This is a genomic window from Paenibacillus sp. GCM10027630 (assembly GCF_042676305.1).
GTDB lineage: Bacteria > Bacillota > Bacilli > Paenibacillales > NBRC-103111 > Paenibacillus_S.
On the sequence record NZ_JBHTGY010000098.1, the window covers coordinates 239,185 to 264,368 of the forward strand.

Annotated in this window: 22 protein-coding genes, 3 tRNA genes and 1 riboswitch; of the genes, 8 read left to right on the forward strand and 17 right to left on the reverse strand. The window is 45.7% G+C overall.

Annotated features, from left to right (window positions below):
• From ACFQ0C_RS38645 to ACFQ0C_RS38670, 6 genes are all read right to left on the reverse strand, one after another.
• The gene (locus ACFQ0C_RS38645; protein ID WP_379375214.1) at positions 1–1,266 is read right to left on the reverse strand and encodes a class I SAM-dependent methyltransferase; all 1,266 of its coding nucleotides are present in this window, start codon (positions 1,264–1,266) and stop codon (positions 1–3) included.
• Positions 1,267–1,303: 37 nt separating this feature from the next.
• Complete coding sequence (locus ACFQ0C_RS38650) at positions 1,304–2,092, reverse strand: nucleotidyltransferase domain-containing protein (protein ID WP_379375216.1); 789 nt, start codon at positions 2,090–2,092, stop codon at positions 1,304–1,306.
• 2 nt (positions 2,093–2,094) lie between these two features.
• A complete protein-coding gene (locus ACFQ0C_RS38655; RefSeq protein ID WP_379375218.1) occupies positions 2,095–3,582 on the reverse strand; it encodes a TROVE domain-containing protein in 1,488 nt (495 codons plus the stop codon).
• Between the two features lie 330 nt (positions 3,583–3,912).
• Positions 3,913–3,982 (reverse strand) — tRNA-Ser (locus ACFQ0C_RS38660).
• Positions 3,983–4,182: 200 nt separating this feature from the next.
• Positions 4,183–4,256 (reverse strand) — tRNA-Gln (locus tag ACFQ0C_RS38665).
• Between the two features lie 5 nt (positions 4,257–4,261).
• Positions 4,262–4,336 (reverse strand) — tRNA-His (locus ACFQ0C_RS38670).
• 809 nt (positions 4,337–5,145) lie between these two features.
• Between ACFQ0C_RS38670 and ACFQ0C_RS38675 the strand changes: the two genes are divergently transcribed.
• Positions 5,146–6,471, forward strand: a complete 1,326-nt coding sequence (locus ACFQ0C_RS38675; RefSeq protein WP_379375220.1) for a helix-turn-helix transcriptional regulator — start codon at positions 5,146–5,148, stop codon at positions 6,469–6,471.
• On the forward strand, positions 6,446–7,249 hold the full coding sequence (locus ACFQ0C_RS38680; protein WP_379375222.1) for a WYL domain-containing protein: 804 nt from the start codon (positions 6,446–6,448) through the stop codon (positions 7,247–7,249). Before ACFQ0C_RS38675 ends, ACFQ0C_RS38680 begins: the two co-directional genes overlap by 26 nt.
• Positions 7,250–7,316: 67 nt before the next feature.
• On the opposite strand, the gene ACFQ0C_RS38685 is transcribed toward ACFQ0C_RS38680, so the two are convergent.
• The gene (locus tag ACFQ0C_RS38685) at positions 7,317–7,808 is read right to left on the reverse strand and encodes a hypothetical protein (RefSeq protein ID WP_379375225.1); all 492 of its coding nucleotides are present in this window, start codon (positions 7,806–7,808) and stop codon (positions 7,317–7,319) included.
• A gap of 118 nt (positions 7,809–7,926) precedes the next feature.
• Positions 7,927–9,378 carry a catalase KatA gene (katA, locus tag ACFQ0C_RS38690; protein ID WP_379375227.1) on the reverse strand — a complete coding sequence of 484 codons (1,452 nt, stop codon included), beginning with the start codon at positions 9,376–9,378 and terminating at the stop codon, positions 7,927–7,929.
• 269 nt (positions 9,379–9,647) lie between these two features.
• Here katA and ACFQ0C_RS38695 point away from each other — a divergent pair, with 269 nt between their 5' ends.
• Positions 9,648–10,127: a C40 family peptidase gene (locus ACFQ0C_RS38695; RefSeq protein WP_379375229.1), complete on the forward strand. Its 480-nt coding sequence runs from the start codon at positions 9,648–9,650 to the stop codon at positions 10,125–10,127.
• Positions 10,128–10,144: 17 nt separating this feature from the next.
• On the opposite strand, the gene ACFQ0C_RS38700 is transcribed toward ACFQ0C_RS38695, so the two are convergent.
• The 5 genes from ACFQ0C_RS38700 to ACFQ0C_RS38720 form a co-directional block, all read right to left on the reverse strand.
• Positions 10,145–10,756 carry an ABC transporter ATP-binding protein gene (locus tag ACFQ0C_RS38700; protein ID WP_379375231.1) on the reverse strand — a complete coding sequence of 204 codons (612 nt, stop codon included), beginning with the start codon at positions 10,754–10,756 and terminating at the stop codon, positions 10,145–10,147.
• Positions 10,746–11,669 (reverse strand): ABC transporter ATP-binding protein, encoded by a 924-nt coding sequence (locus ACFQ0C_RS38705; RefSeq protein ID WP_379375233.1) that lies wholly within the window; start codon positions 11,667–11,669, stop codon positions 10,746–10,748. Before ACFQ0C_RS38705 ends, ACFQ0C_RS38700 begins: the two co-directional genes overlap by 11 nt.
• A gap of 123 nt (positions 11,670–11,792) precedes the next feature.
• Complete coding sequence (locus tag ACFQ0C_RS38710) at positions 11,793–12,659, reverse strand: ABC transporter permease (protein WP_379375236.1); 867 nt, start codon at positions 12,657–12,659, stop codon at positions 11,793–11,795.
• Positions 12,656–13,642: an ABC transporter permease gene (locus ACFQ0C_RS38715; protein ID WP_379375238.1), complete on the reverse strand. Its 987-nt coding sequence runs from the start codon at positions 13,640–13,642 to the stop codon at positions 12,656–12,658. Before ACFQ0C_RS38715 ends, ACFQ0C_RS38710 begins: the two co-directional genes overlap by 4 nt.
• A 17-nt stretch (positions 13,643–13,659) precedes the next feature.
• On the reverse strand, positions 13,660–15,204 hold the full coding sequence (locus ACFQ0C_RS38720; protein ID WP_379375382.1) for an ABC transporter substrate-binding protein: 1,545 nt from the start codon (positions 15,202–15,204) through the stop codon (positions 13,660–13,662).
• Positions 15,205–15,466: 262 nt separating this feature from the next.
• Positions 15,467–15,658, forward strand: a riboswitch (cobalamin riboswitch).
• 143 nt (positions 15,659–15,801) lie between these two features.
• Between ACFQ0C_RS38720 and ACFQ0C_RS38725 the strand changes: the two genes are divergently transcribed.
• The 4 genes from ACFQ0C_RS38725 to ACFQ0C_RS38740 are packed head-to-tail and all read left to right on the forward strand — an operon-like array spanning position 15,802 to position 18,486.
• A complete protein-coding gene (locus ACFQ0C_RS38725; RefSeq protein WP_379375240.1) occupies positions 15,802–16,569 on the forward strand; it encodes an energy-coupling factor ABC transporter permease in 768 nt (255 codons plus the stop codon).
• A complete protein-coding gene (locus ACFQ0C_RS38730) occupies positions 16,566–16,850 on the forward strand; it encodes an energy-coupling factor ABC transporter substrate-binding protein (protein ID WP_258213141.1) in 285 nt (94 codons plus the stop codon). The genes ACFQ0C_RS38725 and ACFQ0C_RS38730 overlap by 4 nt, the downstream gene beginning before the upstream one ends.
• Positions 16,847–17,653 carry a cobalt ECF transporter T component CbiQ gene (cbiQ, locus tag ACFQ0C_RS38735; protein WP_379375242.1) on the forward strand — a complete coding sequence of 269 codons (807 nt, stop codon included), beginning with the start codon at positions 16,847–16,849 and terminating at the stop codon, positions 17,651–17,653. Before ACFQ0C_RS38730 ends, cbiQ begins: the two co-directional genes overlap by 4 nt.
• Positions 17,650–18,486, forward strand: a complete 837-nt coding sequence (locus tag ACFQ0C_RS38740; protein ID WP_379375244.1) for an energy-coupling factor ABC transporter ATP-binding protein — start codon at positions 17,650–17,652, stop codon at positions 18,484–18,486. The genes cbiQ and ACFQ0C_RS38740 overlap by 4 nt, the downstream gene beginning before the upstream one ends.
• A gap of 569 nt (positions 18,487–19,055) precedes the next feature.
• On the opposite strand, the gene ACFQ0C_RS38745 is transcribed toward ACFQ0C_RS38740, so the two are convergent.
• Positions 19,056–19,730: a hypothetical protein gene (locus ACFQ0C_RS38745; RefSeq protein ID WP_379375246.1), complete on the reverse strand. Its 675-nt coding sequence runs from the start codon at positions 19,728–19,730 to the stop codon at positions 19,056–19,058.
• Positions 19,731–19,913: 183 nt separating this feature from the next.
• Here ACFQ0C_RS38745 and ACFQ0C_RS38750 point away from each other — a divergent pair, with 183 nt between their 5' ends.
• Positions 19,914–20,786 carry a CAP domain-containing protein gene (locus tag ACFQ0C_RS38750; protein WP_379375248.1) on the forward strand — a complete coding sequence of 291 codons (873 nt, stop codon included), beginning with the start codon at positions 19,914–19,916 and terminating at the stop codon, positions 20,784–20,786.
• 81 nt (positions 20,787–20,867) lie between these two features.
• Here ACFQ0C_RS38750 and ACFQ0C_RS38755 read toward each other — a convergent pair whose 3' ends face one another.
• The 3 genes from ACFQ0C_RS38755 to ACFQ0C_RS38765 form a co-directional block, all read right to left on the reverse strand.
• Entirely contained in the window at positions 20,868–22,556 is a 1,689-nt protein-coding gene (locus ACFQ0C_RS38755) for a methyl-accepting chemotaxis protein (protein WP_379375250.1), read from the reverse strand.
• 187 nt (positions 22,557–22,743) lie between these two features.
• Entirely contained in the window at positions 22,744–24,462 is a 1,719-nt protein-coding gene (locus ACFQ0C_RS38760; RefSeq protein ID WP_379375252.1) for a DUF4179 domain-containing protein, read from the reverse strand.
• Positions 24,449–25,030, reverse strand: a complete 582-nt coding sequence (locus tag ACFQ0C_RS38765) for an RNA polymerase sigma factor (protein ID WP_379375254.1) — start codon at positions 25,028–25,030, stop codon at positions 24,449–24,451. Before ACFQ0C_RS38765 ends, ACFQ0C_RS38760 begins: the two co-directional genes overlap by 14 nt.
• Positions 25,031–25,184: the final 154 nt, after the last annotated feature.

Below are 25,184 nucleotides of genomic sequence, written 5' to 3' on the forward strand. Positions count from 1 at the left end.
CTATTCCTCCTTTCTACGAACAATAACGCATTGCGTCGTATGTAACTGTTCAACCCGGTCACCAACCATCAAGTACTCAATCTCCACAGGCAATCCTTCAATCGTCTTAGCAAACCATAGTTGGAATGCTTCTTGACCCATTTCCCACTTATGATCCTCATGCCGAAATCCTTCCAACTCGTAGTACTGGTTAAAATCGGCATTCGGTGTTGTTATAATGAAGTTTTCAAAATCGACACCGCTGCAAATTTGATGGATAAGCTCCGCGGCCGCACCCTCACTCATATGCTCAATCACTTCCGTTAAAATAACATCAACCTGCTCCCCATTGTACGACTCCAGAAAATGATCCAGAGAGTGGAAAGTCGCAATGTTATCGATTTCCTTAGCTCTCGCTTTGCGATTCACGACCTCCAGCAGCTCATCAACCACATCTACCGCGTAATAGGTGCCATCTATTTTCCTGGAAAAAGGAATGGCATAAAATCCCTCGCCACATCCCACATCCAAGATCGGCTTGTTAAACGGAACCACGCCTGCAATATAATTACGCCGCTGCATGGCGGTACCGCCATACTCCAGCCCGATTGAATAGCGGTTTGTTTGTTCGATGTGTGCTTTGTATTTCTTAAACCGCTCCTTTGTGTTGAGAAAGTTCCTCGCAAAAAGACTCCGGATATAAAATGGAGCATCAATGACGTTAAGGCTTCGAATATATTTATCTAGAATGGCATCCGAAATATCCATATACTCGTCTCCAAACATAGACAAAAACAGGCACAGCACACCGACAACATGCAAGAGGTGATACAAGCTTTTATTCGTTGTAATGGTCAGTGAATAACTCTTATGTGCCTGATGCTGCAAGGAAAAGGAATACTCTTTCAAGTGCTTCTGGAAAAATTCAATATATCGCACCCGTTCAACTTGAACCAAATTGATGAAAAAGGAGTGCTCATATCCTTCCTCGTCCCGATCGTCCTGCGCCTTGAAAGCTGCAGAGAAAAACTCATTCACCGCATTAAGCGGAAATAAGAGTGTATTAAATCTAGAAACATTTAAATACTCAAAACTTTCATTTTCATGCTGCTTGTAGGATATATCATTGTCCGCATCCTTAAAATAAACGTTAAAAGTTGCGTCATCGGAATACCAGCCGTATGCCATCCCTTGGCGAACAGGACGAAGCTGCATACCTGTACCTGGGTTTTTCTTGATTAAAAAAGTGAATTTCGGATTCGTAGATTTCAACTGAACAATTGCCAACAGAGTCTTCCTCCTATATATCATTCTAAATGGGGAATTAATATCCCCCTACTTCTTGTAAAGCTTCCCGAAACAAGGCGTCCAACTGGCTATCTCGTAATGAATCACCTTTAGAACTCAAGGATGCTGCCGCCTTTTCCAACACATGAAACCGCTCTTCTAAATAATGGTTGATAGGATTAAGCCGCGGCTCGTAGTCTAGCTCCTCACCTGCTTTTTTCCGTGTCAGCAATTGATTTACCACTTGCCATAACTCCTCATCCTTTGGAATGAGTCTATCTACCAGGACATCGAACTCCATCGGCGCCATCTCACCATATCGATGGATCCACTCACAGGCGAGAACGGGTCGAAGCACATAAAAGTATTTCTTGATCTTGACCTGCTCTCCCTGCAAATACTCACGGTAATTTCCCCGAGCCATGTTCAAATAATGGTACATACAAGACTTCGGTGAAAATGTAAATGGAGAAATCCCTCTCAGCTTCTCAGCCGCACTGTATTTCTCGGCATATGAAATCGGCGATTGCAGCCACTCGAGCAGCGGAGGGTTCGACTTGCGGAATAAATTTAGTGCTTTCCGCAAATCCCAACCGCTTATATCAAGCATATCGTTAATAGGTCGTTCTATGACATCCCGCTTATCAAAAATGGACAAGTACCACTCCGGCTTCCTAAGATAAATAAACCGTACATCGTAATCGCTATCCCGTGATGGGAACCCCCACGCCCGACTGCCTGATTCACAGGCATACAGGATTGTTATTTGCTCCTCTTGTTCTATCTGATCCAGCTGTTCCTTGATAACCTTTTGTATATGATCCATCGTCATTCCTCCAAGTCCATCGTTTCAATCTTTTCCACCATCGAGCCATAGCCCTTCACCGTCTGCATAATGTAGCTCAGCACCATATCACTCCAACCATAGATATAAAAGGTATTTCGATCTTGCTGTGGAACCATCGCACTGCGATAAGGGGCGATATCAATAATGAATGCTTTAACTTGAGGGTTCACCTTAGTACGGTATTTTTGTAAGGCTTCATAAAATGGGCTGCCACTGTTCTGCTGTTCGTCTGTGATAATGATAATTTGATCAACCTTGCGCCGCTCAGCGAGCAGCTTCCGCACAGGTGCTCCAGTATCTGTACCACCGCGGGCTTGAATCCGGTCAGCTTGTGATAAAATACTGTCGCGCCGGGACGGCTTGGCATCCTCTACCTCGGTATCAAACAACCAGAACAGCGAGTTTCCTTGCGTTTTCTTGTACAAGGCCAGAGCGAACACCGACCCAATCTGCAAATACTCACCATTCATCGATCCTGATATATCCAAGAAGATAGCCGTCCGATCCTCCAGATCCGGCAAATTCGCGAACGTATACTCTACAGCATCTCGAAGCGCATCGCGCAGAACGGGATGTTGGACTTGCCGAAATGCTTTAGCGAATCGGAAAGGCAAAATCTTAGATTTTTGCAATCCTCGTTGATCCGTTAAGCGTTCTACCGCTGTCTCCAAGTTGTATCGATTTTCAAAAACACCTGCTCGCTCGAGCGTATTCAAGTGGCGAAGCAGCGCAAATGTCGGCATTTGATGAAGAAGCGCATCCCAAACTGCCTTTGTTGGCTTAACAGCCCCAGTAACCACTTCATGTGGCAATTTTCCAGTTTCAATCCAGTTTAATTGCTCTGCTTCAGAATCCGCCTTCTTCAACTGCTCCAGTGCTTGCACTTGGGGGAGCAAAGACAAGTTGGCCTCTTGACCTCGCAAGTAACGAAATAGCGCTTGCTGCTTTAGATCAGCTGGCTTCGGATGAGCTGTTGCAATCGCATCGCCCAAGCTGTATCCTCGTCCTCGGCCGTTATACTTGATTGCCCAGTACTCAGATATACTTGCTAGAAAACGGTTAACTTGCCTTTTCACGGCACGCCCACCTTCCCCACGACCCAAACCCTTCAAGATCATTAGGAAATCGGTCAAATCGGAAGGAATCCGCACGACATTCAGAAAGATTTTCGAAAACAAATCTGGTCGGTAAGCCGACAGAATTGCCAATCCGAACAAAGGCTGCAAGCGCATATATCCTTCATTCCGGGCATAGACAATGGCTTTAGCCATAAACAATGGGTTACTTTGTGCCATTTCGCGGTGCATTTCTTCCGCTTCAGTTAAAAGTTGTTGCTGATCAGCGTAGAAGGTGTTGCCAAATGTATTGGTTACCAGTGTCTGTACGTATTGCTCCTCGGCGGAGCGGGTGTAGGCTGGGAAACCTTCTTTATTCTTTATAGTTGAGAACAATTTTTTCGCAAAACTCATGATTATAGCCTCCTTAATTAAAAACCGGCGAAGAAAAGCAGAGAAGGTTAACTGCAGGAGTCGAACCTGCCATAAAGACCGGGTAAATCATTGTGGCGCATAAGTAGCGAAGAAACCCTCCCCGGCGCCTCGCCGGTATTCACTTGTGTGGTGGTGTGAGGAAATAAGTTGAGAAGACATCGGTACAGCGTTTGTGCGCTCTATACCGTCCTTTTTGACGAAGTAGCCCTCTCTGGCGCCTCACACCTAAGAAATCTTTTTTCAATTCATTGTTGAGGAAAAAGTGCGGAAAGGAACATGCTGCTCTACCATCTGAGCTACCTCACCCTGCGGTGAGAGTTGGACTCGAACCAACGACAAGCCGATTAAAAGTCGAAGTAACCCATCCATGCGCCTCAACAATATTGTCTGCCTCATCCCTATTGGATTTGGCTTTATGCATCTATCTTCGCTCATCTTCACCTTCACGAACATGGTGAAAGTATGACGATAAGTAAAAAGATGAAAATCCCATTGGTGGATAGGAGCGGGTATATCCCGCAAATCTGTCAGCCACCTTGTGCAGCAGCCTATGTGATGTCACCCATCCGAGATAAAATTTGGCTGCCCGGGCAGGAATCGAACCTGCGGTCGATGATTCAAAGTCATCTGCCTTCCCACTTGGCTACCGAGCAATATTTGGGGAGACCAACCAGACTCGAACTGGTACTTGCGGAGTCACAATCCGCCGCGTTCGCCCTTTCGCCATGGTCTCCATGTGTTGCCAAATAAAAAGCTATCTGTTCACGGATTCACCTCTGCAAAAGGCAGAGACGAATCATCGTGCATAGATAGCTCAATTCACGTATGAGGGTGCTTCTTCACCAGTAGGCAAAGGGAGCGTTCATGCCTATGGTCCGGCGGATCATACCTCATTTTTATGAATCGGCTATACCTGTTACTGAATTCCTGATGCTTTTCCTGATGCTGCCAATCGTTTTTAATCATCATCATCCTTCTCACCTCGCTTTCAATTGGCTGTAAGTTCAGCCTGCATAAGTTTTGTGTTGTTGCCCTATGTACTTTGAAGGGATCAAAAAAAGACCCCCTTTACCCACTGATCCTTCCCTACAGCATTTTAGCCATAGAAAAAGACCACTTGGTATCAAGCAGTCTTTACATGAACGCTTATGTAAAATTTAAAGCTGGGGTCAAGTTGTTGTGCACAACTTACTGACCGCAATGCTTCTGCGTCTGTAAAGAATGCCATTATGAAATTGGTTACAGGAAAGATGTTGTTTATGCTCCTGAGTCTGTATTGGACTTCTCTTAATATCTTGGTGATTCTTCATTCCCCATGGATTGAAATTTTTCATTGTCCTGCACCTCTTTTCACATAATGATTTTGCGCCCCCGGCACCTTACGACCTCGGTTTCACAATTTGATTTTCGCTGATTTAAGAACTCACGAACAGGGCGAATGTATGGCGAACCATAAAAACTTTTCCATTTTCTTCAACTCGAGCGCTTGATATAATGAAAATCATAATATTAACGGAATCGCTACATGCAGGGGGAAAGCAAATGGCTCGTGAAAGTTTCGACAAGGAGATTCAATTTCTTCGCATGCTGGCTTTAGCTGGGGGAGCATATAGCAGACAACAATTTGCCGATCGTCTCGGCATTTCTGTACATACCTATGATAAAACGCTGCGAAATCTTAAAGAAATGGTAACCGTCCTACAACAAGGTCTCCCTTTGGAACAAGGAACTGAACTCTCAGAGGGGCTCCGCTATAATTATTATGAATCTGCCGAGCCGCTGCTCCTTTTCTTGTTTCGCGCGAAGTCCATTAAAGAAACGGAAAGCATCCGGCTTACATTACTATTAACCGCAGTCCAATCGCAGGAGCTAACTGCCAGAGATTTGCAGGACATCTGCAGCGAGCAAATGCCAGCCGACTGTCCACTCCCCGATGAAAAGACCATCCGAGGAGATCTGAAATATCTGGAGGAAGTTGGCGTTATTATCCGTACAAACGGAGGGCGTCCCTATCGATACAGGGCAGCTAACGACCTAGTCGACCAATTATCCGACGATGAACTCATGGATCTTTTCGACTATGTAGATGTCATCGCCAACACGCAGATTCCGTCCGTGCAGGGCTATCTGCTTCGTGATACCTTGAAAAAGGTTTTACGAAATCGGGGATTTAATGCTGAGGCTGCGGAAACCCACCGATACAAATACAATTACCATTCACGCATTCTCGACGAGGCGCATCTCTATACGATTTTCCGCGCCATTCAGCAGCGAAAAAAGCTCCATTTTCTTTATCTATCACCTAAAAAGGGTAAGAACTACGCTTCTCAAAATACAAATCCACTCTTTGAGCGAGAAACGAAGGGTATTGCAGAAACGGTACTCCCACTCCGAGTCATCTATGACCATCAATACGGGCGCTGGTATTTAATCGGACATAATACCCGCATAGGAATAATGAAATTCCGTATGGAGGGACTTACTCAGATTGAAGAAGGCGACACCGTTCAAGAAGAAGAGTTTGCTCGAAAACTCAGCGCTGTAGAAGAACAGATGAAAACAAGCTGGGTTACGGATACCATGCGCACTATTAAAGTGGTCGCTCGATTTTATAATCCTGAAATATCTGGTGCTAATTTTATTCGGGAACGGGTTGAGACGCAAGGACAGTGGGGAACCATTACGGATGAATCGGAAGCAACGTTCCGCTACGAAATCAATGTAAACGGAATCTATGAAATAAAGCCGTGGTTGCGGAGCTTCGGTTCGAGCTGTGAGGTCCTGGAACCTGCATGGCTTCGTAAGGAATTCATTGCAGAATGGAAGGAGATTCACAACTACTATGAATCCATTCGAGAAAATATTTAACTTCCAAATCATCTCACGTCTAGACGCAGCAGGCTCCTTGGCGCTAACTTCCCAAGAGAGGTCATGGCTGAAAACGATGCTGGTACACTCGGCCTCCGCCGAAGCCTTCACACCGGATACATTGAGCAAGCTCAACCTCCTTTTAAATACCGAGGCCTTAACCGAATTAAGTGAGATTATTGTTGAAAAAGCCAAAAGCCAGGAGCGGCAGGTCTACCATCCACTACTTCGCACGTTCCGTCGAATAATTATGCAGGACAGAGGGATCCTTCTTACTTACCGTATTAAGCATGGCGGAGTTAAAACAAATCAGTCCGGCTTCCCTCATAAGCTGGAATACAACATGGTGAAAAGAGAATGGTACCTGCAATGGTACAATACGCGCATTCATTCTCTTATGTCTACAAAATTAAAAAATATCGTAACGGTAGAGGAAACGATTCTGCCTGACGATCGGGTTTTAACGTTGAAGATAACGTTAGAGCGCCTGTTAGAGGCACGTAAAGAATACGCAGTGGTTCAAGTCATTCCGACCTTTAATGCTGAACTGTCACGAATTTTATACGCTTTTTCCTGCTTTGAAAAGTCGGTCTCCTTTGATGAAGACTCCGGTATCTATCAAATTCATGTAACCTACCTTGCAGACGAAAGCGAGTTTTTATTGTCAAAAATTCGATTCCTCGGACTGCGAGTAAAAATTGTTGAAGGTGATTATCTCAAGAGGCGCATGCTGGAATCCTCATCTAAAGCGATTGCCCGATATGCTGACCAAAACTGATCCGGCACAATCTTTAATAAAAACTCCTAACCAACCCAAAAACCCGCGAAGCTCGCGGGTTTTTCGACTAATAAAAAGTCACTTCACAGCTGGAACCCAACGGAATCAGCTCACATAAATAATGGTAAATCAACTCCTTATCTATTTGGTTTACAAATACGGTCGAGTGAAAATCAAAATGATTGGTGGCGTTAGTCGAATCATACCTATTAAAGGTCAATTGGCCGTATGAGAATAGACGGTTGATTAACGTCACTATTTCATCCTGATCTAATTTTCTGCTCATAGCTGAATTTATTACGGATTGAGGCAGTTCTTGGGCTTGGGGAACCCTGTCGGATTGGACCATGTTGTACGATTTCACTTTAAAGCACACATAGGGGTGCAAATGGTCGGAAGCAAATAATTTCAAGCTGCGTATTTCCTTTTGGGGCAATTGCAAATCATCATTCCACGCATAAATGGTCGCTGCATTTTTCCCTTGAGTATGCACCCTTACATATCTTAAATGCGGGAAACGTTTTTTAATCAATTGCTCTGATAATAAACGGGTCCTCACTGCGATCACCTCGTTTTATCCATTTTTATGATTGCGTTTTCACTTATAATGCTACTGTTAGAAAAAGAAAGGCAGCTATCTTGGATGAGAAATAGATAGCTGCCTCCAACTATTAAATTCATTCAGGTACTGATAAACCAAGACCCTCCGCAACGCGTTGACCGTACTCCGGATCTGCTTTATAAAAGTGCCCGATTTGTCTAAGCTTAATTTCGTCTTTCTCCACAGGCTGCATAGCGCCAACAATGGTTTGAACCAGCCGTGCACGCTCATCTTCACTTAACAAACGGTATAAATCTCCAGCTTGTGTATAATGATCATTATGATCATAGGCCACGCTATCCGCTAATCCCGACACTTCGTAGGCAGCTTGCTTAGTCTCCGGTGTTTCTGTTGGCCCGCCGTAGCTGTTAGGCTCATAATACACAGATCCTCCGCCATTGTTATCATGACGCATTTGTCCATCCCGCTGATAGTTGTTCACAGCATTCCGCGCTCGATTGATTGGCAAATCCTGATGATTGGCTCCTACACGATAACGATGCGCGTCATGGTAGGCAAACAATCGGCCTTGAAGCATTTTATCTGGGGAAACATCGATACCGGGCACGAGAGTTCCAGGAGAGAACGTAGCTTGTTCAACCTCCGCAAAATAGTTTTCCGGATTTCTATCCAGAACCATTCGTCCTACTTCAATTAATGGGTAGTCTTTTTGAGACCAAACCTTGGTTACATCGAACGGATCAAACCGATAAGTATTAGCGTCTTCCAGAGGCATGATCTGAACACAGAGCTTCCACGCTGGGTAATCGCCGTTTTCAATGGCATTAAAGAGATCTTCCGTATGATAGTCGGCATTAACACCGGCGATTTGTGCCGCAACCTCAGGAGCTAAGTTTTGAACCCCTTGTTCGGTTTTAAAATGATATTTAACCCATACGCCTTGACCCTCCGCATTTACCCATTTGAAGGTGTGGCTCCCAAAGCCATGCATATGTCTTAGCGTTGCCGGAATTCCTCGATCAGACATTAGAATAGTAACTTGATGCAAGGACTCAGGAGATAAGGACCAGAAATCCCATACGGCATTCGGGTTTTTTAAATGTGTTTGCGGATGACGTTTCTGTGTATGAATAAAATCAGGGAATTTAATGGCATCACGAATAAAGAAAACAGGCGTATTGTTGCCCACCAAATCATAGTTTCCTTCTTCTGTATAAAATTTCACGGCAAATCCACGCGGATCACGCACCGTATCTGCAGAACCCAGTTCACCGGCAACGGTTGAGAACCGAATGAACATGGGAGTGCGCTTTCCTACCTCTGACAAAAAATTAGCCTTGGTATAAGCAGATAAATCGTTCGTGACTTCAAAATATCCGTGTGCACCCGCTCCCTTAGCATGAACTACTCGTTCAGGAACACGTTCTCTGTTGAAATGTGCGAGCTTTTCTAATAAATGTACGTCTTGAATAAGTACGGGACCGCGCGGGCCTGCTGTTATTGAGTTTTGGTTGTCTCCAACGGGAGCGCCCCAACTGGTAGTAAGCTTGTTCTTTTCAGTACTCATAATAGAATCACCTCGTAATTATTTTTAGTCATATAAAAGTACGCTATGTACTGACCTCACTTGCCTTACTCATATTTATGACTGTAGAGGGACATTCATTCTTATACCGTCCAAAATAACGGAAAAGCTGAGACCTCCTCATTATGAGATGTTGGGAAATATGCCCTTCATAACCATTAATCCTCTAAAGCCAACCCAGCATTCCCTATGGTACATTAAACCTGAAAGCGCTTCACAATACCATATATGGAAAAGGATGAGCCTACATAATGAAAAAATTAGTCATTGCTTCCACAGTTGCCTTATCACTTTTATTTCCTGCCATTGGTTTAACGATGCCTACGGCGGCTTCGGCACAAGAGAGTTATGCTACTAACGGTCATAAATTTGTTAATACAGCTAAATCTTATATCGGTAAAGTCACCTACCGCTTTGGTACTAGAGATCCTCAGCATCTGACTTTTGACTGCTCTGCGTTTACTCAATTTGTTTTCAGTCAGAACGGAATTAATCTCCCTTGGGGATCAAGCGCACAAGCACAATTCGGATCTCGAGTACCTAATAAAGCGCAGTTATCCATTGGTGATCTTATCATGTTCAGTGTGAATAAGCCCGGCCATATCGATCATGTTGGTATTTATATTGGAAATGGAGAGTTCATCAGCAATACTAAAAGCTCTGGAGTTGTCATCTCATCTCTGAATACCGGCTACTGGAGCACGCGTTATATTACAGCCCGCCACTACTAGAATTAGATTGAACCCATTCATCTATCATGGGTAGAGCTGAAGTCAATCAATCTGCTGCACAGCCTCTCCAGCAGATGGCGTTCATGACTTATGACTAGCACACCCAATCGGCGCTCCTTCACTCTGTCTCGAACAGCTTGCCATAGCTGCGCCTGCGTTATAGCATCCAGCATGGCCGTCATTTCGTCGGCAATGAGGTAACGGGTGCCCGGTCCTAGAGCCCGGGCAATGCAAAAGCGCTGCAGCTCACCGCCGGACAGCTCATTAGGCCACCGGTCCAGCCAAGCCGGACCGATCCCTAGCGCTGACAGGAGCTGCGGATCAGGCTCCCCCGCCTCCAGCAGCGTCTTCCGCATCGTCCAGCGGGGATTGACCGCCTTCTCCGGGTGCTGGAACACCATCTGCACCGGATGGTAACCGCTTCGGGGCAGCGGAGCGCCGCCAAGCGTGACATCTCCTTGAATAGGCTCGGCGTAGCCTGCCAGCAGTCGTCCCAAGGTCGACTTGCCGCAGCCGCTGGGCCCCGCAAGCCCGATAATTTCGCCAGGCTCAATGCGAATATCAAACTTCTCAAATAACCAATGTTTCGTATTATATCGATAACCAAGCTTTCTTCCTTCAAGAGGCATGGATGCACCTCACCATCCCATCGCGAAGCTCACTAGCCTGGGGCAAGCTTTCCATGCATGCTTGCACCGCCAATGGACAGCGTGGCGCGAATGCACAGCCTGCGGGAACAGCTCCCGATAGTGGCTGTGAGCCGGGAATAGGAACAAAATCATTGTGCGGAAGCGCCCTCCATAAAGCTTGCGTATAAGGATGCCTCAGCCGCTCTCCCTTACCGCTGAAGTCCTCTCGGTTGGCTATTTCGACCGTTGTCCCTGCATAGAGCACGGCAATCCGATCCGATATGGTTAGGGCGGATTCGATATCATGAGTGATCAGCATTACCGCACAGCCTTGATCCGCAAGCTCGCGCAGCTGACCAAGTGCTTCTTTGATCGAGGCTGCATCCAGCCCAGGAGTCGGCTCGTCAGCAATGACGAGCCTTGCTCCACTTACCGTTGCCGTTGATACGAGAACTCTTCTCGCCATACCGCCGGAAAGCTGAAACGGAAACATGGTTTCGACTTCTGCCTTTAGCCCATATCGCCGGAAAATAGCGCGTTGGGCCTTAACAGGGTCTCCTGTCTTCACAGAATGCCTAACCTGCTTTCCCACACGTATTAAGGGATCCAAGTACTGCACGGATTGGGGAATCAATGCAATCTCGCTCCCCCGCAGCTTGTCCTGTCTGGACGGAGTCAGCTCCTCGCCTCCAAAAGAGATATTGCCGGATACATGAGCATTGCTTGGAAGAATGCCTAATACCGCATGAGCCAGAATACTTTTACCCGAACCACTGGAGCCAATTACTGCAACTACTTCACCTGCATCCACAGCAAGCTCGAGGTTATGTATAACCTGAAGACGCTTTTGGCGCAAAAGACTAATATATTGGGTAAATCCTACACATAAATCGTTAACCTTAAGCAAGGACATAGCAGCCCCTCCTTCACTCTTGTTGATTACTTGTTGAATATTTGCTGCCACTCCGCTTACGTCTCTCCTTAATTACCTACGGCTAAACAGTTAAGGGTTACTCCAGTCATTGAATCAACCTGTCTACTCGTGAGCCCTGTTCGGATCAGCAAGCAGTCGAAGATTTTCACCTAATCGGCCAAAAGCAATCACAATAATTAATAAGCATAATCCAGGGAATACAGCTAACCACCACATCCCGGTAGAAAGATATCTCATGGATTCCGATAAAATAATCCCGATCGCAGGCTCATGCGGAGACAATCCCATTCCTATAAAGGTAACGCCAGCCTCGTGCAGTATGGCATGCGGAAAAATAAGCAGCAGCCCGATCAGCAGCTGTGGAAGCAAATGCGGTAAAATATGCCTCGTACCGATCCACCAGCGGGATTTGCCTAAACGTCGGGATACCTGCACATACTCAGCGGTTCGAAGGTTCATGACTTCAGCGCGAATAACTCTGGAAAGGCTCGGCCAATGGGTCAACGCTACACCTACTATTACCCCCTTTGCCCCGCCTCCCATTACAAAAGCAATCAGAATTAACGTAACAAGATGAGGGACACTCAAGAACAGGTCGATCAGCCATGTAATTAAACGGTCCGTGATCTTGCCCATAGTAGCCGCCAGCAGCCCCAATAGAGCAGCAATTATGACACTGACCGCTCCTGCGAGCATACCTGTTTTGATGCTTAGGACAAGCCCTTTGAGTGTACGCGTCAGCATATCCCGCCCGAGCCAATCGGTGCCAAAAGGATGCGCCAACGATGGCGGCAGGTTGCGGGAGTTCAGGCTGATGGATAGATTATCGTTTCCAAGCAGCGAAGATCCAAGCCAAACTGCCGTTAATAACACAGCTGTGAAAAGAGCAGACAGCCATGTTTTATGTCTTCGATGAAGCTTGGGCAGATGGAAAAAACCGCTCCTCGCCATTTCGTTTATTCGGCTCATAGGACATCTCCTTCCCTCATTCTCGGATCTACCCTACGGTATATAAGATCGGCCAATAAATTTCCGGTAAAAACAAACAACGTGCTGCACAGCACGATGCCCAGCAGCAGCGGTACATCTCCGCGCAGTCCAGCCTCTACTGTTGCTTGTCCGAGCCCGGGATAGGAGAAAACCTGTTCAGCCAGCACGGCTCCTCCGAACAATTCACTGAAGGAGGTAAACTGGAGCGTAACCGCAGGCAGTGCCACGTTGCGCAAGCCATGTCTCCAGAACAAAGTAAACCCTCTCTCTCCTCTCGCTCTGGCAAACAGAATATAATCGCTGTCTAACACAGATATCAGCTTCTGACGGGTGTGCAGTGCTATAGTAGAAATACCGGTAAAGCTTAGGGTAAGAGCAGGCAAAAACATATGAACCATCCGGTCCTGCCACGTAACATCTTGGGCCAATACACCTGCCGGAACGCCCAAGCCAATGGGAAACCAGCCCAGCCACACAGCAAATAGGAGCAATAATACAAGCCCAAGCCAGAAGGTGGGCGTTGAAGCCAATGTATAACAATACCACTGAATCACCCGATCTATCCACGTACCCTTTTTCATAGCGGCAACGACACCAACACTAAAACCAATAATGCCGGATAAGAGCCAAGCCGTTCCCATCAGAGCAGCCGAGCTGAGAAACCGCTGCTGGATAACTTCAAGCACAGGGCTTCGGTATATCATCGACATACCGAAGTCACCACCGATCAATGAAGTAATCCAGCGTATGTAACGCTCAGCAGGCGGTTGGTCAAATCCCCAATGTGCTGCTATGGCCTCACGCTGCTCAGGACTAACTCGCAGCATATCTGCTCCCACGTAAGCTTGGACAGGATCGATTGGTGAAAATTCGACTAGCGCGAATGAGAGGGCGCTTACCGCAAGCAGCAGAATAATCAGCTTCAAGCTTTTCTGCAGTCCATATAACATGATGTTATGCATCAACGACATCCCCCTGCTTACTTTTTGCGCCATTCCTCAATGTTGCTGGTAACCGGCCAACCGTGTCCGTGAGGATGAATCTGCTGTTTGCCGATATCCAACCCATCCTTGACCAAATACAAATGATCGATATTGACAAGCCATGCCCAAGGTGCATCTCCTAGCGCGCTTAACCCTGTATTGCCGTCCCACTGAGCTTTTTTCCAGAATTCATTGGCATCCTTGTCATTTAGAGCAAGCAATGCTTGCTTCATATAATTCTCGACAGTCGGATTCGTATAGTAACCTGGATTCAAATAATCAATGCCGCTGTATTTACTGCTATAAACACTGTATACCTCTGTCGGGTCATGGCTTCCCCAGCCAAAAAGCACAGCATTCGCATGCATAAGCTTTCCCAGCTCATCCCAGCTCTTTCCTTCAACCTTAACGTTGATCCCAAGCGGCTTGATCATATCAGCTGCGGCAATCGCAAGAGATTGGCGGGTAACGTCGTTCGAAGGATACAAGAGACTGAATTCGGCCTTCAAGGAGCCCTTTTCGAGAATGCCGTCTCCGTTGCTGTCCTTCCAACCGTCATTGGCAAGGATTTGCTGCCCTTCTTTTAAATTGGCATCAGTGATGACCACTTTCGGATTAAACCAAGGCAAACCGTCATTGATGGTAAATGCCGGCGTTCCATGTCCTTCCAGTACTCCTTGTACAAGAGCTTTTCTGTCGATAGCGATATTAATAGCTTTACGGATGGATAATTGAGAGGTTACATCATTACCTATCGGATTGCCGTCCTTGGTTTTGGCGCCGGACTTTACGTAAGGGAACATGATTCCGCGATTGTCTACAGTACGGGCAGTCTCCAGCCGCATCCCGGTGACAGGCTGTTTACTGAATGCAGCGGGAATATAAGAGACATCAACCTTCCCGGCCTTTGCTGCTGCATATGCTGCATCTTCACTCAGAAACAAGAAGGTCAGCTTTTGGAACACAGGTTTGGTACCGTAATAATCCGGATTAGCCTCTACGATGACTTGCTGTCCTTTGTCCCACTGCACAAGCTTATAAGGCCCTGACCCTATAGGCTTCTGGGCATAATCCTTACTATGGGCATGCTTGGGTACGATTCCAGTCGCGACTAGCATTTGAATAAAAGTGGAATTAGGTTCTTTTAAAGTAAATTTTACACTGTAATCATCTACCGCCTCTACACTCGACACGTAGCTGAGATCAATGGACGAACCGCTCTTGGACGCTGTCTCGTAGGTATACTGGACATCTGCAGCCGTCAAGGGTTTACCGTCAGAAAACTTGGCGTCCTTACGCAGCTTAACTGTCCAAACCAATCCACCATCTCCGATTTCATAACCAGTAGCCAGATCATTTACAACTTTCAGATCAGAGTCCCTCTTCAGCAGAGTACTCTGGAAAAGCGGAGAGCCATAACGTCCCCAACCTGTTGTAGGATCGAAGCCAGCTTCCGGCTCACCACCGACTGCCAGAACCAATTCGTTAGCAGCTTTAGACGATTCTTCCTTCGGTTTCGCTGTACAACCGTTCATTACCATTGCTGCAATCAAACTGATAATAAAAATAAATGCAAATCTCTTTCTCACACTATCCCACTCCTAATCCTTTTTATCTGTTTTCATGTCCACAAGCCTATGATGAATTCACGAATAGAAAAATCACCCAGTAGCACGAATCATTAAAATAGTAACACACTTGAAATTCCGAGTCACTACCCCGTGTTATTTTTTCAAAAAATTATGTTACAAAAAAGGAATTAGCCTGTTCATATCGAATAGACTTAGATTGCAGCTAAAAAAATCGCATATTTACTAGTCAGGTGCCTTTGTATTAAAAAAGGATAACAGGGAATCGGGTGCAAATCCCGAGCGGTCCCGCCACTGTAACCGGGGAGTTTTTTTCCAATGTATCACTCGATGAACGCATATCGGGGAAGATGGAGAATGATGAGGAGCCGGGAGCCAGGAGACCTACCTGATTAGCACACCCACAGGCCTTCGCGGAAAGGAGCGGTGTACGAACATGGATTCAGCTTCTTCCACCTGCTGTCGTCTATTGCCGCGTACCCATAACCAATTCCAAAGGGATTGGTTTTTTAGTTTTTTCACCTATTTTTGAATCAGGAGGATTTCACAATGCAAACAAAAAAATGGCTAAGCACTTCACTCTTAGTGTTGGGATTTACGGTGTACCTGACATTTAATGAGCCTCAATCGGCCTATGCTATGCACATTATGGAAGGATTTCTGCCTGTAGGATGGGCTATTTTCTGGTGGGCGGTCTTTATTCCTTTCTTCATTCTAGGCCTAAGAGCTTTAACCCGAATTACGAAGGAAACTCCGGAGTTGAAAATTATGCTGGGATTAGCGGCAGCCTTTACCTTCGTTCTCTCGGCGCTCAAAATCCCGTCCGTAACGGGGAGCAGCTCCCATCCGACAGGAACAGGTCTTGGTGCTGTTATGTTCGGACCGTTGCCTATGAGTGTACTCGGCTCTATCGTCCTATTGTTTCAGGCGCTGCTTCTGGCGCATGGCGGCTTAACCACCCTTGGTGCTAATGCCTTTTCGATGGCCGTTGCCGGTCCAATGGTTGGTTACGGCGTCTATAAATGGATAATGAAAAGCACAGGAAAACAACGGCTTGCCATCTTTTTGGCTGCGGCGCTTGCAGATCTGTCCACTTACGTCGTTACAGCGTTCCAGCTGGCAATTGCTTTTCCAGCAGAGGTAGGCGGAATTGCTGCGTCCTTCGGCAAATTCGGAGCGATCTTCGCCTTTACACAGATTCCTCTCGCAATCAGCGAAGGGTTGCTCACTATCTTGATCTGGAATTGGCTGCAAGCTTACAGCTCAGAGGAATTATCATTGCTGCAGCGTAAAATGAAAGGAGTTCAAAAATCATGAAAACCGGCACTAAGAACGCTTTAATTATAAGTGCAGTTATCCTCTTAGCTGCTCTCCCTTTATTACTTGTCAATGGGGAATTCGGGGGCGCAGACGGGGCTGCCGAGGAAATGATTGCAACGCTGTCTCCTACTTACAAGCCTTGGTTTACCCCATTATTGGAGCCGCCTGCAGAAACTGAAAGTATGCTGTTCGCCTTACAAGCGGCACTGGGGGCAGGCTTCATTGGATATGTAATCGGGTTGTTCAAAGGAAGAGCTACCAAAACAAAAACACAATGATCAAATTCATCGATTCACTCTCTTACAATAACAAGCTGCGGACCGTTTCTCCCATGTGGAAGATCGGGTTTGCAGCCGTTCTATTTCTGTTGTCTTACTTGTCCCATCCTGTCACACAGCTTGTTATAAGCGGCTGGTTGTTTGTATGGACAGTCAGCTATGCCCAAATACGGCCCAAATATTATTTGCGGCTGATCGCTGCCCCCTGTTTGTTTTACGCAGCCAGTGTTCCAGCCATCCTTATTGAATTTCAACGTTCAACTGAGCTGTCGACCCTTGCACAAGCGAGCACCATACTCTTTACATTTCTACATTGGACAGCCTTTTTGACTGACAATGGAGTGCATACAGCCATTATTTTACTCACACGAATAATAGCCTGCTTGTCATGCATGACCTTTATAATGCTGACCACTCCTGTTTCCGAGCTGTTTCAGGTTATGAAAAAGCTGCGGGTGCCGGCATTAGTATTGGAAGTGATGCTGATTATGTACCGTTTTTTGTTTTTGCTTGAGAGCACGGCCTATGATATGTACACAGCCCAGAAGTCGCGCGGCGGACAGACCGGATTTACCAACAGGCTTAATGATACGGCCATCCTGATCGTGCGCTTGTTCGCTAAGTCGATGCAGCGCTATAAAGGAGTTTCACACGGCTTGATCACAAGAGGATTTATCGATGAAATTCACATGGCTCCGTATCAGGGTAAACCGGTCCCATCCCGCTGCTTATGGGAAAGCTGTACAGGGATCATCATCTTAATACTGTTTGAATTATGGCTTGGTTGGAGGGAAATGTTATGAACTCAATTTTGGAGGCGCATGATGTGAGCTATATATATCAAGGCGCCAAAACTGCTGCTCTCCAGGAATTAAATATGCGAATACCTCAGGGTAAAAAGACCGCTATTTGCGGGCATAACGGATCAGGAAAATCGACATTTTTTCTTCATGCCATTGGTATACATCGCCCTGCATCAGGCCAAATGATATGGAAGGACCATGCCATATCTTATCATTCCAAAGATTTGCAGCAGCTTCGACAGCGAATTGGGCTTGTCTTTCAAGACCCGGAGCAGCAGTTGATTCTCAATACGCCTCATGAGGATGTCTCCTATGGTCTGCGTAATGCCAAGGTACCGGAAACGGAAATTAGCAGCCGTACACAAAACATTCTTCAAGCAATGGGACTTTCACATTTGGCAGACACACCTATTCACCATCTAAGTCTCGGTCAGAAAAAAAGAGTTGCGCTCGCAGGAGTGTTAGTGCTGGAGCCCGAGCTTCTGCTGCTGGATGAGCCAACAGCCTATCTGGACCGCGTATCCGAGCAGCAGCTAGTCGCACAGCTAGACCGGGTTCATGATAGCGGCGTTACCGTTGTTATGGCAACACATGATATGAACCTCGCTTATACATGGGCTGAGCATATACTCGTTATGGATCGAGGAAGATGCCTCATGGAGGGCTCTCCACAGGAGGTATTCAAGGATGAGGACAAGCTCAAATCAATCGGATTGGAGCTTCCCATGCTGCTTGAAATTTGGCAATCGCTGCCTGAAAAAGTACGCTCTGGGATAATTCCTCCGACCAGTATGGCCGAGTTTAAACAAACTGTATATAAACTGTTCACATAGTTATCGTGAATCGGTAATTGAGATGCTATCTTGGGAATCTTTCACTCTTACTCACTTTCTTACGGAACGTCATTCCGCTATTTGCTTGGAATCCCCTAGAATTCATGATCTCGCGGAACTACGATCCGCTATTTCGCCTCCGACCTGCCGAATTGCCCCATTCCAAGCAAATAAGGGATCGTACTTCCGTTTCACTTCAATGATCACGTGTGCACAGCGAAATAGCGGATCCACGTTCCTCTAGATAAGCCTTTGATCGGTAGTGAACCTACGTTACGTTCATTCGTTCGGCGTTCACCTCTTTTGCTCGTCAATAGTTTAGCCTCTAGGGGCATTTCGAAGACGAAGAGCCACATAAGTAAGGGGGAATCGGTTAAGCACGCATAGCTAGTCTGGAATTATTGCTTGTCTAGAACAGGAACAATGCTTCTGCAGCAATATGCAGGTCTACGATTGTATCCTCAATATCCAAAACACCCAACGGATTCTGTGAGCTTCACCGCAACTCTTTAAAACCACAAAAAGGCTTATAGCCCTATATCAGGCCATAAACCCTTTGTTTACCCAGCTCATTTCTCAAGCTTTTTAGCCCCGATCATAATCCCTGTATCCTCAGGATCCTTCAACGCAATATCCGAAATCACCCAGTAATCAGATGATTCCCGTTTAATTTTTTCCACAATAATGGAAGCATTCCCCATTCCAATGGGTCCATTCATCATCACTAACGGGTAATTAAATGAAACTTGAACTTTATCCGGTGACAATTCCTTGGTATGCAATTGTTCGACTTTTCCCATATGAGGGCTAGAAACCCCTGTCACCCAGAAATTGTCCTCGAATTCCTGCTTCGTCTTTTGACGAAGATCAGGCGATAATACAGCGTACTGCATAGCCCCGCTTCTTTTTTGCACACCACGGATCCAAGTCCGAACCGCTTCTTCAGGAGACGCAGCTTCAAGTGCATTCTCCAAACTGCTCACCTGCATAGATAAACTGGATGATTCGGGCATAGTGACATAGATGGTGTTATCCTTATAAGTCACTTTTCCACGCAGCTGTTCTACTATAGATCTCAAGGATACCATCGCTGTTCCTTCGTCCATATTCAACTTAAAGGCGCTGCCGGCAAATTCAACGTTATTGATAAAAATTCGCGGTCCCGTTACTGCCGCTATAACAGATCCCGAAAAAAATACAAATCCGCAAACTGCAGCAATCAAAACCTTCCGATGCTTTTTCATTGGTCACCTCCTGTTCTTTTCATTATGCCCTTTCCGATTCACTTACCTTATATGGATAATATATCCCAATTAGGCTGTTTTGGTCAGAATAGGGATAAGGTGAACCTGATTTCGAGAATAAATCAAGAACAGTCAGGAAATCTTAAAGCCAGTAACTTCATAACGCATCGAGGAGGTTGACTTATGTTAAAGTTTATTTTATTAGCGGTATTATTAATGGTAACAGGCTGTACGGCCAACAAAAATATGACCCAAAAGCAAGTGACTCCTAAGCAAAGCCAAATTTCAACTCATGCTCACACTGCTGCACCAACTCCTGTTATAACTCAGGCATCATCAACAGCTACATCCAATGCAGGTAAAGAATCTATTACAATAAAAGGGGCACCAAGCGGAATTCCATCGTATTTGTTGGATCTGATTCAAGCGCCGGCTGGAAATCCTGCAAACCAAACACCAACTGGGTATCCGGCAAACCAAACACCAGCCGAGTATCCGACAAACCAAACTCCGACAGGTTATCCATCAAGCCAGACACCAACAGGTTATCCATCAAACCAGGCACCTACAGGTTACCCATCCAGCCAGACACCTACCGGATATCCATCAGGCCAAGCACCTACCGGTTATCCATCCAGTCAGACACCTACAGATTCGACTGGTCAAGCGAAACAAGGCAACAAGGATTCTTCCCAATTCGCTCAGCAGGTTCTGGATTTAGTCAATCAAGAAAGGTCCAAAGCAGGCTTAAGCTCCCTTAGTATGAGTAGCGAATTGTCCAACATGGCTATGGTCAAGGCACAAGACATGTACAATAACAATTACTTTGATCATAACTCTCCCACGCATGGTTCCCCCTTCGATATGATGAAGGAGTATGGAATCTCATACAGCACAGCTGGAGAAAATATCGCAAAAGGGCAATCCACCCCTACCCAAGTTATGAACGATTGGATGAACAGTCCAGGTCACAGAGCCAATATACTGAATAGTAGTTATACCCATATCGGTGTTGCTTATTACAACAGTGAATGGGTTCAGGAGTTTACTGGGTAACGACACTATTGATATAAGTTCTTGTCGGAAGCAACAGACAAGAACTTATATCCTTATTATTCTTCTACTAAAATTGGTCTTTCATACCTTAAATCGACCAATGGATGCCTGAAGTTCCTCCGCCATTATCGAAAGCTCTTGTATGGAGAGAGAAATGGATTCCACAGCAGCTTGCTGCTCCTCAGTTGATAATAAAATACGGCTCGTACCTTCCATATTTTCGACAGCAACCTCAGCAATGGAATGAATTGCCGTTGCAATATGTTCAGTATCTGCCGCCATCCGGCTAGACGCTACGGATACTTCTCCAAACTCCTGATGAATATCTTGAATCGATTGAACAATATGATCAAAAAAAGAACCTGCGATGTTTACAACCTGAAGCCCTTCACTTGCTTCTCTGGCATTCTCTAGCATGAAGCGGGCCGCTTGTTGCGTTTCCTCACGTATGCCAACTATTAATTCAACGATGGTTTCTGCTGCTGCTGAGGATTGAACGGCTAAAGTGCGGACTTCATTAGCTACAACGGTGAAGCCTTTACCATGCTCACCAACTCTGGCGGACTCTATACCGGCATTTAAAGCAATAAGGTTAGTTCTTCGTGCAATATCCGTTATCAGATGAATGGATTTCTCAATCTCCTTCGATCGCTCATCCAATTGCTGGACAATTCCATTGACAATCCCAAGAGAATCATGAACAGATGACATTTTAATCATTGCTGAATTTATCGCTTCATTTCCTTGAAAAGCCGCTTTTTTCGTCCGGTCGACTGCTGATGAGGCATGTTCCATATTTATTGCAACTTGTCGGGCCCGATCCGAAATCAAGTCAATAATACGCGAGCTTTCATCGACTTTATTATGCTGCCGTTCCGAACCAACAGCCAATCCTTGGACGGTTTTCGTAATCCGTTCAGATGCAATCCCAGAATCAACAGCACTTTGCTTCAATTGCGTTGCTTTAAAAGTAAATTGTTCTGCATGAGAACCAATTTGTTGGATCAGCTTACGTAAATTTTGAACCATCAGATTAAAATAAGCAGCTATTTCCCCAAACTCCCCCTTGGATTGAATAACAATTTGCCGTGTGAGATCACCTTCTCCTTGGGCAATATTTTTAAGCTGCCGGTTTACAATGGATAAAGGTCGGGATATTTTGCTCCCTAATATTAAGCCAAATGTAAGAGCAATAATAATTGCGAGAACACTGGCTAGCAAAATCATATTTCTAATGGAATCCACCAGTATGGAGTTATTGTCATAAGCCTCTTTCATTAATTGTTCCTGCTGGTCGACAATGGTTTTGGACAGATTGTTAATTTCACTGCCAGCAGGCAGAACTTCCTGCCGTATAATCCGCTGTGCTTCCTGAGGATCAGATTTAAGCAAACCCGCGACCTTATCAGCTTGAGCTTGCAGCTTGGCATTCAGTTCCTTTATTTGTGTTAAGCTGACTTGACCATCGCCAGATAAATTCGGAGCTACTTTGACAGCCAGTTCATTCAAGTCAATATTAGTCCGTTTAAACCCCTCCAAGTATTGACTCTCATTCACAACAAAGTAGGCATTTAAAAAGTTCATTTGTTGAATCGAGTCAAATTGAATGACATGTGAATCAAATGCAGCCCTAGCTTGGTGATTGACGAGATTCGAATACGATTCATTGACCTTTTGCAAAAAGTAATAGGACATACCGCCGATACATCCGAGCAAAAGCGGAGATATCAGAAACCCGATAACAACTTGCTTGACAATAGACATTTTCATAAATTCAACTCCTGTTTCTAACTTGTGACAGCAATTTGTTATCATTTTACAAGATTTCATGTAAATTTATCGTTTAGTTTATAGCGTTGCTTCTGACTAGGTAGATCTGATTGTTCGGAACAGCACTAATAGACCAAGCTCTTGTCATTGGATTTCGACAAGAGCTTGGTCTATGAAATGTTTACCTCTACGGTTTCTTAATTTCTTCCTTGATCTGTGCGGACCAATCCACATTAGTATAAAGGCGATCCACTACCGTCCGAGTCAGTTGCAGCCGATCCGGAATCTGTGCAAGACCCTTGGCGCGGAATTCAAATAAACCGCCTAAATCAGGTCCGCCGAGCCGAATATAACCGTCTTTCCATCCAGAAGAGTTCTCTGTCGTTGAAGCGCCGCGCATTGTGATCGCATACTCTTTGTTATTGAAAGCCTTTAGCGTCCATTCGCTTTGCAAATTCTCATTGCGCAGCTTTCCATCCAAATGCAAGGCTCCCTCTACTTCCTCGCCATTCGTATTCGGTGGGGATTCCACAGTGAAATCCCTTAACAGGAGTTCGTCACCGTCAAAATGGAAGGGAACAGGCTGCGCTTTTAGCTTGGACGGTTCAAACTGGACCGAAGCATCGTCGCGCTCTGAGATAAAATACCCATCAAATACAAAGGTGTAAGGTCTATCCATAGGCAAATATTCAAACGTATAGCTCAAATGCATCAAACCTGGCCTATCCCCGGAGTGAGATGATTGAGTCATCACCATTCCTCGCCCTTTTGTCACATTTCTCGTGTTAACAGTTTGAATGACCTCGCCATGCATGTCCTCTAGATGAAATCTTAAGCCCTGCTGCTTCCATAATTCGCTGGGAGAACGGGCAAGTGCTTCCTCACTAAGTTCGGTGTCGAGTTCTAAGCGAACCCCCTGCACCATCCGGGTCAACCGCTTCAAACGAATCGTCATCCCGTCCGGTGCGGTATAGCTTCCCTTCAGCGGGGTAATAGCTGTCTTTTTATTAGCCTCCTTCATATCGATGGAAAAATCAAAATTCCACCGTCCTTGACTTAATGGTATATTGGCCATTGGATTACCTAGCTGGGTAAGTCGGCCTTCTATCGTAATTCGGTCTGTTTGTAGAGGTTCGGGGAAAAAGGCGACTAGATAGTAAAAATCATTCGTTGCCCCCATGTCGTACATCTTTCCTACGATTTTTCCCTGATCATCTTTAATCTTAATGCTATTCTCCGAGCCAAAAACCAACCGATTTCTATCATGCTTTCCATCAGGTCCGTACAACTGCAAGGCCATAACCACGCGGGTTGGATCTGCTACCGCTTCGTTAACTATAACGGTATAGCCTTTATCCTTCACCTTAATATTGGGATGCTCCACCAGACCAAGCTCTTGTGCCCGAAGCAGCCCGATATCGACGTTTTTATGCGTAAATAGGGAGCGGAGCGTCTCTGCTAGCGTTGGAACGGAATATAAAATGACAGCGCTAAAAAGAATCAATAGCGATGCCGCTCCAATCATTGGCTTCCAGAAGATTGCAGCTCTTCGCTTATGCAAGCCTTTTGCTGCTACGGTAGATGGATTTTCAGTGACTGTCATGCGAGCTGAGCTGCTTTCAATTTCCTGTTGGAACAATGATGACTTAGTCCCCGACATCGCGGCTCTCGTTGCCTCAGAATCCAACTCCTCATGCTCCAGCGCAGCCATCACGTTAATGGTGAATGAATCAGGCAAAGCTTCAACAAACAGTTCTGTAGACCAAAGCGCTTGCTCTTCGAATTGCTCCTGATAGAGAGAGCGGCATCGAGGGCAATTTGCGATATGCTTGGCCATTTCCTGTTTATGGGGCGATGCAGTTTCCAAAAGGTATTGATCAATCTCAATGGAGCTAAAGCATTGCACCGGTTCTCACCTCCTCGACGGTTAGTATTTGTTTTAATCTCTTTTTAGCCCGGTAAAGGTCATTTTGGACTTTGTTCACTGGAATATTCAGAACTTCGCTTATTTCTTCATAGCTCAAATCGTTCGTATAACGAAGCAGAAGCGCCAAGCGATAATTGGGAGGGAGCTGCTGAATTAGGACCTGAAGCTCCGTTCGGTACTCTGTCTGCAGCAGAGTAGCTTCCGGATTGTCGCGTGTTGAAGGGTCGGGGGGAGGATGCGCTAACGACTCCGTGTGACGTGTTTTTCTCCGCAGATCCTTCAGCAGGTTCGTTGCAATTGTATATATCCACGCAGCAAAGCTTTTATTAGGGTCATGCGAAGCCAGCTTACGATAAGCCTTAATAAAGGTCTCTTGAGTCAGATCCTGGGCATCCTGATGATCCGCTCCCATCCCGCGTAAAATTCCGAATATTTTATTTTTGTATCGGTTTACAAGAAAGGCGTAATCCTCTTTATGGCCCTCTAGTACATTATGAATCCATTGTTTTTCATTATTTTTCTCATCCTGATCTCTCCATTTCTCCACCTTAAAGCCTCCTTGGAGTTTCTATACCATATAGACGAAAAATATTCGCGAAACTCTCACTGGAGACAAATCTTTACGGAGTCGGCTTCAGACCTTGGATGTTTACCCTATAAGATAACTTTATCCTTCGATACACGAATGGAATGGACTCGGT